General features: G+C 68.5%; 6 protein-coding genes. 3 read left to right on the top strand and 3 right to left on the bottom strand.

What is annotated here, in order from left to right; all coding sequences use genetic code 11:
- Nucleotides 1-173: 173 nt before the first annotated feature.
- On the bottom strand, nt 174-1,790 hold the full coding sequence (locus tag V3B64_RS19500; RefSeq protein ID WP_049461408.1) for an EAL domain-containing protein: 1,617 nt from the start codon (nt 1,788-1,790) through the stop codon (nt 174-176).
- A 228-nt stretch (nt 1,791-2,018) separates the two neighbouring features.
- On the opposite strand from V3B64_RS19500, the gene cycA reads away from it, so the two are divergent.
- Together cycA and V3B64_RS19490 are read left to right on the top strand one after the other, a co-directional pair.
- Entirely contained in the window at nt 2,019-3,392 is a 1,374-nt protein-coding gene (gene cycA, locus V3B64_RS19495; RefSeq protein WP_049399140.1) for a D-serine/D-alanine/glycine transporter, read from the top strand.
- 180 nt (nt 3,393-3,572) lie between these two features.
- Nucleotides 3,573-4,349, top strand: a complete 777-nt coding sequence (locus V3B64_RS19490; protein ID WP_125892404.1) for a lytic transglycosylase domain-containing protein — start codon at nt 3,573-3,575, stop codon at nt 4,347-4,349.
- A 42-nt stretch (nt 4,350-4,391) separates the two neighbouring features.
- Here V3B64_RS19490 and V3B64_RS19485 read toward each other — a convergent pair whose 3' ends face one another.
- A complete protein-coding gene (locus tag V3B64_RS19485) occupies nt 4,392-5,912 on the bottom strand; it encodes a hypothetical protein (RefSeq protein ID WP_121504780.1) in 1,521 nt (506 codons plus the stop codon).
- 165 nt (nt 5,913-6,077) lie between these two features.
- On the opposite strand from V3B64_RS19485, the gene V3B64_RS19480 reads away from it, so the two are divergent.
- Nucleotides 6,078-8,159 (top strand): gluconolaconase, encoded by a 2,082-nt coding sequence (locus V3B64_RS19480; protein ID WP_329914741.1) that lies wholly within the window; start codon nt 6,078-6,080, stop codon nt 8,157-8,159.
- Here the strand turns inward: V3B64_RS19480 and V3B64_RS19475 are convergent.
- On the bottom strand, nt 8,137-8,544 hold the full coding sequence (locus V3B64_RS19475) for a YciI family protein (RefSeq protein WP_329914740.1): 408 nt from the start codon (nt 8,542-8,544) through the stop codon (nt 8,137-8,139). The genes V3B64_RS19480 and V3B64_RS19475 overlap by 23 nt on opposite strands.
- Between the last annotated feature and the right edge of the window lie 247 nt (nt 8,545-8,791).

The following is an 8,791-nucleotide window of genomic DNA, read 5'->3' as shown; positions in this document are numbered from 1 at the left end:
GGGGCGCGGCGGGCGGGGGCCGGCCCCCGGCCCCCCCCCGCCCCGCCCCCCCCCCCCCCCCCCCCCCCCCCCCCCCCCCCCCCCCCCCCCCCCCCCCCCCCCCCCCCCCCCCGCCCCACCCCGACGGTTCCGCCGAACGCGACCCACCACGAGGGGCTCCGCCGTTGGCCGTCCTACTCGATCCCCTCACGCTCGATCGGCACGCTGCGCGGATTCTGCATGTGCTCCCGCGCCGCGCCATAGCGCTGCTGCCGCTTGTGATGGAACACCACGAACTCATCCCGCGGCAGCGGCCGCGAGAACAGCCAACCCTGCGCGAACTCGACCTTCCGGGTATGCAGATACGCCAGCTGTGCCTCGGTTTCCACGCCCTCGGCCACCACCCACAGGCCCAGCTCCTTGGCCATGTCGATGATGTGCGGGGTTACCGGGCTGGTGGCGCTCTCGGTGTCGATCGCATCGATGAATGATTTGTCGATCTTCAACGCGTCCAGCGGCAGCTGTTCCAGGTACTGCAGGCTGGAGAAGCCGACGCCGAAATCGTCAATGGCCACGCTGTGCCCGGCCCGACGCGCCTGCGCCAGCATCGTGCGGGCGCGGTCCAGATCCAGGAAGCCGCGCTCGGTGGCCTCCATCCAGATCTGCTGCGGCAGGATGCCGCTGCCGGCCATGTGCTTGGAGATCATCTTCAGCGCACGGCCGCTGCTGATATCTTCGGCGGCCAGGTTGATCGCGATGTGCGCGCTGCGGTCGGCCACCAGCAGTTCACGCATGTCGCGCACCACGTTCTCGATCACCAGATCGGTGACCGCGCCGATCATGCCGGCCTCTTCGGCCAGCGGAATGAACAGGTCCGGCCGCACCTGGGTGCCATCCGGGCGCTGCCAGCGCACCAGCGCTTCGGCGCCGACACAGATGCCGGTATCCAGCTCGATGATCGGCTGGTAGTGCAGGTACAGCTCGCGGCGGCGGATCGCTGTGGCCAGCTCGCCGCGCAGGGACAGGCGGCGGCGCGACAGCCAGATCACCAGGCCGGCACCGGCAGCGGCCAGCAGAACGCCGATCGGCACGAACAGCCACGCCTGCTGGCGGAAGGTCGCGGCAAGCGCGGTACGCGGCATGGTCGCGATCGCCAACCACTCTTCGTTGCGGGCGGTGGCATACAGGGTGTGGTGGTCCAGGCCTTCATCGGGGGCGCGCAGCAGGGTCTCCAGCAATGCCGGATCCATGCCGTCCTGCCTGGCCAGGAGACGCCCATCGGGGCTGGCCAGGGCAAGGCGCACGTTCGGGTCGGCGATGACATCGACGAAGCGGCGCGGATCGACCAGCACGTCGTAGTTGCCGTACAGGAACGACAGGACCTGGCGCCGTCCGCTGGCCTCGGGGCGCACATCCACGGCGATGCCGGCGCCATCACTGGTGACGTGGTCGGCCTTGGGCTGGTTGACGTCGGACAGGAACGGCCCCCACGACGTACAGCGCAGCTTGCCACCCTCGAAGTAGCCCATCTGGTCGACCGACGGCGAGGTCATCACCAGTGTCTGCATGCGCCGGATATGCTCGGGCCCGCAGGCGTCGTGGGCGCCGACCTCGGCCGACTGCAGTGCCGCCAGCGCTTCCTGGTAGGACTGGTCGGCGCGGCGCAGCGCGCGACCGGCGATGTCGCGCAGCCGCTGCTGCTCGACGCTGACTGCACGGTCCCAGGTGGCATAGGCCATCACCGCGATCGGCACGGCCGCGGCCAGCAGCGCCAGCGCGGTGCCACCAATGATCACGCGCAGCCGACTCAAGGCCGGAGCTCCAGCGGGGCGGGCAGGGCAGGGCACATGGTCGGGCCGATCCTTGGGCAGGTGCGGCTATCTGAGCATGACGCCGGGCCGGGCGGAATGGGACGAATCCGGTATTCGGTCACAATGTGATGAAAGCGACCATGATTGACGCAATCGGGCCGTCCAGCGCTGGCGCTCCGGGCCGGGGAGGACTAACGTCGAACGCTTCGCCCGCCCCAGTGCACGCCCATGACCGAGCCCGCAACGCCCCCCGAGCACCTGCGCCGCAGCCTGTCCAACCGCCACCTGCAGCTGATCGCCATCGGTGGTGCCATCGGCACCGGCCTGTTCATGGGCTCGGGCAAGACCATCAGCCTGGCCGGCCCGTCCATCGTCTTCGTCTACCTGATCATCGGCGCGATGCTGTTCTTCGTGATGCGCGCGATGGGCGAGCTGCTGCTGTCCAACCTGCAGTACAAATCCTTCATCGATTTCTCCACCGATCTGCTCGGTCCCTGGGCCGGCTTCTTCTGTGGATGGACGTACTGGTTCTGCTGGATCGTCACCGCCATCGCCGACGTGATCGCGATTGCCGCCTACGCGCAGTTCTGGTTCCCTGGGCTGGATGCGTGGATACCGGCACTGGCCTGCGTACTGCTGTTGCTGGCACTGAACCTGGTGACGGTGAAGCTGTTCGGCGAGATGGAATTCTGGTTCGCGCTGATCAAGATCGTGGCGATCTGTGCGCTGATCATCACCGGCGCCGGTCTGGTGGCGTGGGGCTTCACCTCGCCCAGTGGCCATACCGCGTCGTTGTCGAACCTGTGGAATGACGGCGGCATGTTCCCGATGGGCCTTGTTGGCTTCTTCGCCGGTTTCCAGATCGCGGTGTTCGCTTTCGTCGGCATCGAGCTGGTGGGTACCACCGCCGCCGAAACCGCAGACCCCGAGCGCAACCTGCCCAAGGCGATCAACTCGATCCCGGTGCGCATCATCATCTTCTACGTGCTGGCGCTGATCGCGATCATGGCCGTCACCCCGTGGCGCCAGGTGGTGCCGGACAAGAGCCCGTTCGTGCAGCTGTTCGTGCTGGCCGGCATTCCTGCCGCGGCCAGCCTGATCAACTTCGTGGTGCTGACCTCGGCCACGTCCTCGGCCAACAGCGGCATCTTCTCCACCAGCCGCATGCTGTACGGTCTGGCCGAAGAGGGCCACGCACCGCGCGGGTTGTCGAAGTTGTCGCGCGCCGCAGTGCCCGCCCGTGGCCTGCTGTTCTCGTGCCTGTGCCTGCTGGGCGGCACGTTGCTGATCTACCTGATCCCGAACCTGGTGACCGCCTTCACCCTGGTGACGACGCTGGCCACCGTGCTCTTCATCTTCGTCTGGTCGCTGATCCTGGTGGCCTACATGGCCTACCGCCGCCGCTACCCGGAACGCCACGCTGCCTCGATCTTCAAGATGCCCGGCGGCGTCGCCATGTGCTGGGCCTGCCTGGTGTTCTTCGCCGCCGTGCTGGTGCTGCTGAGCCTGCAGGCCGACACCCGCCAGGCGCTGGTCGCCAGCCCGGTGTGGTTCGTGCTGTTGGGCGTGGGGTATTGGGTGCGGCGGAGGACCGCGAAGTAATCCAGCATTTGCGTTCCATCGATTGATCCAGAGATCTCTCTGACCCCCGCAGGAAATCGGCCGTTGCCGTTGCTGTTGAGGTTGCCGGCCAGCGGCCGGCACTACCACGGGTGCAGGGCGCAGCCCTGCCGACCCCCATTCACCCAGCATTAGCGGGCGCGGCCGGATGATCCGGCCGCCATGTTCCGTCGCCCTCTCCTGCTTGCGCTGTTGCTGCTGCCCAGCCTGTGGCCCGGGCTGGCCGCCGCGCGCACCGTCTATCGCTGCGTGCAGGGCAACACCGTCAGCCTGGCCACCGCGCCGGAACCCGGTTCACGCTGCACCCCGAAGGAAATCGACGACAACGCCATCCAGACCCCGAATCTGTGGGGCAACATGGGCGTGTTCAGCGGCGTGCTGTACGAGCGCGAGCAGGATGGCGCGCTGGTCTACTCCACCCGCAACCTGCCCGGCTCGCGGGTGTTCCTGAAGTTCACCATGGCCACGCCGCCGGGTGAACCTGCCCACGAAGGCCTGGGCAAGGTGGGCAAGCCGCAGCTGGCGCAGCATGCCAAACAGTTCAAGGCCGCCGCCAAGGCCACCGGCGTAGATGATGCGTGGCTGCGCGCGATCGCCCATGCCGAAAGCAACTTCGATGCGCTGGCGGTGTCCAGCAAAGGCGCACAGGGCGTGATGCAGTTGATGCCGGACACCGCGCAGGAGTACGGGGTGAATGATCCGTTCTCGCCGCAGCAGTCGATCGATGGCGGCGCCCGCTACATGCGCGCGTTGCTGCGTCGCTACAACGGTGATCGGCCGCTGGCAGCGGCCGCTTACAACGCCGGCATCGGCGCGGTCACCCGCTACAAGGGCGTGCCGCCCTATGCCGAAACCCTGGCCTATGTGGACAAGGTGATGGCCCTGTACGCACGCTACCGCGAGGCGATGGGCATCCGTACCGAGGTGCCGGCGCGCTAGGCGGGTGGTGCTGCACGTACGTGGTTCTACATGGGAGCTTGCTCAGCGCGAGGTGGAGGTGCTGACCAGTTCGTAGCGTTCGATGCGGCCCAGGCGGGCAACCTCGGCCTGCACGTCGGCGCGCTGCTTCAGCGCACGCCAGGCCGCATCGATCTTCACGTCACCGGGCAGCGACGGATAGGTGCGCATGTCCTGCAGGCTGGCCAGCGTTTCACCGCGTTCAACGGGTGAGCGCAACTGTTCGATCAGCACGGCAGCTGCGCCGTCGAGATTGCCCTCGTCCAGCAGCATCTCGCGCTGGAACAGGCGCGCGTCATCGCCCTGGGCCAGGATCGCTGCACGCGCGGCCTGTTCGGCCTTGGCATCGCCACGTTCACGGGCGGCAACGAACTGCAGCAGTGCCTGGGCCGCCTTGCCGTAACCGGCCAGGCCCGGCATGTCATTCACTGCCGTGGCGGCATCCTGCATGCGGCCCAGCGAACTGAACACGAAGCCGACGTTGAACTGGTGCTCGGCACCATCGGGGCCCAGTGCACCGATGCGTGCGGCCAGCTTGGCTGCCGCCAGCGCATCCTCGTTGCGGCCCAGCCGGCGCAGCGCGGTGAGCCGGCTGTTGAGCAGCCATGCCACCCATTCGGCTTCTGCCGCCGAAGGCGCCTCGCCTTCGGCGGCCGCAGCGGCCATGCCATCGGTCAGCGCCAGCACTTCCTCGTTGCGGTCCAGCATCAGCAGCGTGCTGCTGAACTCGGCCATGCGCGCGTCCAGCGCCCGGTCGAGCAGGCCGGAAACCCGCAGTTCGTCGAGGTGCTTCTGTGCAGCCTGCACGGGATCAAAGCGCGGGTTGGCGCGGTCGACATAGGGATCGAAGCGCTTGTCACTGCGCAGCCGGATGATTTCGGCGGGCGCGGAGATGCGGGCCAGGGTCGCGGGGATGGCCTCGCCACGGCCGTTGTCGGCCTGCAGCGTGGCCAGTGCCAGCCACAGTCCGGTGGGTTCCAGGCCGCCGCTCTTCCAGCCGTTGTCGAACAGTGCCTGCAGCAGTTCCATGCGCTGCTGCGGCTGGTCCCGCAGGCGGAACTGCAGGTAGTTGATCGCGTGGTGGTCCACCGGCAACGGCGCGTCGGCATGCTTCAGCGCCTGCACCAGGTGCTTGGTGGCAGGCGCCGGTTGGTTCTCGGACAGTTCCACCGAGACCAGGGTCAGCAGGATCTGCGCATCGTCCGGCAGTGCCTCCTGCGCGCGCTGCAGATAGCGGCGAGCCTGGTCCGGCTTCTTCTGCACCATCGCGGTCCAGCCGGCCACCTGCGCGGCGCGGCCGCGATGTTCAGCATCGAAGTCATCCAGCATCGGATCTTCCATCAGCCGTTCCATCGCGATCAGTGCGCCCAGCGTGTTGCCACTGCGTGACTGCTGGATCGCCTCATCCCATCGCGTGGCATAGGCCTGGTGCATCGCATCGGCGGTGACTGACGGCTTCTGTGGTGCCACCGAGATCGAGGCGGAGGCCGGCGTGCTGGCCAGTGCGGCCACCAGCAGGGCGGCGAGGGGGAAGATGCGGGGCATGGAGGATCTCCATCCGTGGGAAGAGCATTGAACCCGCTGTAGCCAGGGAGAACAAGCGCGACGCATGGAACTCTGGTATCCGGCAGTACGTTTGGCCGTGGCGGATCCTGCGTTCAGCGTCTATTGTCGGTGTCTCTTCAGACAGCAGGCAGGCAGCGCAGCACGATGGCACGGTGGCAATGGATGGCGGCAGGCGTAGCGTTGGCGACCGTAGTGGCACTGGCCGCGACCTGGTGGGAGACGCCGCTGCATACGCCGGCTGAACCGGCAGGTCCGGTTCCAACGCCGCTGGCGTGGACCGCGCAGATCGAGCCGCTGGCCGGCGATGGCCACCCGGGTGACCGCGATGGCGCGTCCGCGCAGGCGCGTTTCGCCGATCCGTACGCGTTGCTGCGCAGTGCCGATGGCAGCGTCTATTTCACCGATGCCGGTGACAACAACCGGATCCGTCGCCGACTTCCCGATGGCCGCGTTGAAACGGTGGCCGGGCAGGGCGAGGGGCGTATCGATGGCCCGGCACTGCAGGCCAGTTTCAATACGCCCTCGGGCATCGCCGCCGATGCGCAGGGCAACCTGTATGTGGCCGACACCGGCAACCACGCGATCCGCCGTATCGGCACCGATGGCCAGGTGACCACGCTGGCCGGTGGCGAACAGGGCTACGCTGATGGCCCTGCCGCGCAGGCCCGCTTCGATGCACCGATGGGCATCGCGGTGGACGCGCAGGGCCAGGTCTATGTGGCCGACACCTTCAACGACCGCATCCGGGTGATTGGTACCGATGGCAACGTGCGTACCCTGGCCGGCGGCGAGCGCCCGGGGCTGGCCGATGGCCTGGCGGGCGATGCACGCTTCGATACACCGGTGGCACTGGCCTTCGATGCGCACGGCGCGCTGCTGGTGGCCGACCTGTTCAACAACGCGGTGCGTCGGGTCGGTGCCGACGGCATGGTCAGCACGCTGCTGGGCGATGGCGGCGTGATCAATGGGCCGCTGTCGCTGGCCACCACGCACGACGGCGTGCTGTACGTGGGTGACCTTGATGGCCGCATCGTGCAGGTAACACCACAGGGCCACCAGATCGCGCTGGTGGGCAACGGCCGCCTGCCACGCCTGGCCCGCCCCAGTGGGTTGGCGATGGATGCCGATGGCAGCGTGCTGGTCGCCGATTCCGCCAGCTATCGCCTGCACCGCCTGCGCCCGCTGCCGGTGGGTGACCTGCCGGCACCGGCGCTGGTCGGGCCCGCTGCCGATGCAGCATTGCCGGACACCGGTGGGCGCTGGCCATTGGCACCCCAGGATGGCTGGCATGAAGTGGTCGGCACGCTGGGCGAGGTGCGCGGCAACTTCAAGGGCGAGAGCCGCCACCACCTGCACGGCGGTTTCGATGTGCGCGGCGATGTCGGCCAGACCGTGCTGGCGATCGCCGATGGCAAGATCAGCAGCCCGGTAGCGGCGTGGAGCCTGGGTGGGCAGGCCGAGGGCCTGGCCGTGGACCGCCTCAAGTACATCCACATGCGGGTCGGCCGCACACCGCGCGACCAGCCGTTCGATGCGCGCTGGCAGGCGCTGTACGACGAACAGGGCAAGCTGGAGCGGATGAGGGTGCGTCGCGGCACGCGCATCCACGTCGGCGATCGCCTGGGCAGCATCAACAACCAGGCGCACGTGCACCTGGCGGTAGGCACCGGCGGCTTCGAAACCAACGCCGTGGCGCTGGGCTTCCACAACTACGCCGACCACTTCGCACCGCGCATCACCGATGTGGCGCTGCTGGACGACAACGACCAACCGCTGGCGGCCGGCAGCGACGGCGTGGTGATGCTGGCGCGGCAGGGCCGCGGCGTGCAGATCGTGGTCGAGGCCTGGGACCAGGTTGATAACAACCTGCCGCGGCGCCGGCTGGGCATGTACCAGGTGGGCTACCAGATCCTCGATGCTGCCGGGCAGCCGCTGCAGGGCTATGAGCAGCCGCGCTGGAACATCGTGTTCAACCGCATGCCGCCGCAGACCGAAGCGGTGCGCGTGGCCTATGCACCGGACAGCGGCATCACCGTGCATGGCAGTGCGGTGACCCGCTTCCGCTACCTCGCCACCAACACCGTGCGTGATGGCCTGATGGAAACCGGGCGCTGGCAGCCGGCGGCATTGCCACCGGGCGAGTACACCGTGCGCGCCAGCGTGCGCGACTACAGCGGCAACGAAGGCGTGGGCCCGCGCGAGATCAGAGTACGGTTGCTGCCATAGCCGCAGCCGGGGCGCCGCAGCGTTCGCGCTCGGCGTCCATGTCTTCCAGCGGCCGCACCTCGATGCTGCCGAAGCGTGCCCACGGGAAATCGCGGGCGATGCGCATGGCTTCGTCGCGGTCGCGGGCGACGATCAGGTTGAAGCCGGCCAGCAGTTCGCGGGTTTCGGCGAACGGGCCATCCAGTACGCGGCTGTGGCCATCGCGCACGCGCAGGGTCTGCGCGGTGTCGACCGGCTGCAGCTTCTGCGCGGCCAGCAGCGTGCCTTCCGCCTGCAGTTTGTCGGCGTGGGCCAGGCAGTCGCGCATCAGCGCGTTGAATTCTTCGGTGGGCAGGGCCTGCAGCAGGGCAAGCTCGATGTAGATCAGAAGCAGGTACTGCTGCATGGGACGGTCCTGGCGGGGGCGGGGTGTCCATGATGGCGCAGGTTTGCCTGCCGGCATGCTGCAGCGCGAAAAGCCGCCTGCGGCGGGCGATCGGCGAACGGCGGAGCCCCTCCGTGGTGGGGTGGGTTGGAAGCTGAAAGCTGGGTTTCAGAGGGTGGGGGGGGGGGGGGGGGGGGGGGGGGGGGGGGGGGGGGGGGGGGGGGGGGGGGGGGGGGGGGCGGGGGGGCGGGGGGGGGGGGGCGGCCGC

Origin of the sequence: Stenotrophomonas sp. SMYL86, assembly GCF_036320025.1 — a bacterium.
GTDB lineage: Bacteria > Pseudomonadota > Gammaproteobacteria > Xanthomonadales > Xanthomonadaceae > Stenotrophomonas > Stenotrophomonas maltophilia_A.
This window is presented reverse-complemented; position numbering and strand designations above follow the sequence as displayed.

Excerpts from the sequence above, each read along its gene's own strand:
- cycA (WP_049399140.1), top strand. The coding sequence starts at position 2,019 with ATGACCGAGCCCGCAACGCCCCCCGAGCACCTGCGCCGCAGCCTGTCC.
- V3B64_RS19490 (WP_125892404.1), top strand. The coding sequence starts at position 3,573 with ATGTTCCGTCGCCCTCTCCTGCTTGCGCTGTTGCTGCTGCCCAGCCTG.
- V3B64_RS19485 (WP_121504780.1), bottom strand. The coding sequence starts at position 5,912 with ATGCCCCGCATCTTCCCCCTCGCCGCCCTGCTGGTGGCCGCACTGGCC.
- V3B64_RS19480 (WP_329914741.1), top strand. The coding sequence starts at position 6,078 with ATGGCACGGTGGCAATGGATGGCGGCAGGCGTAGCGTTGGCGACCGTA.
- V3B64_RS19475 (WP_329914740.1), bottom strand. The coding sequence starts at position 8,544 with ATGCAGCAGTACCTGCTTCTGATCTACATCGAGCTTGCCCTGCTGCAG.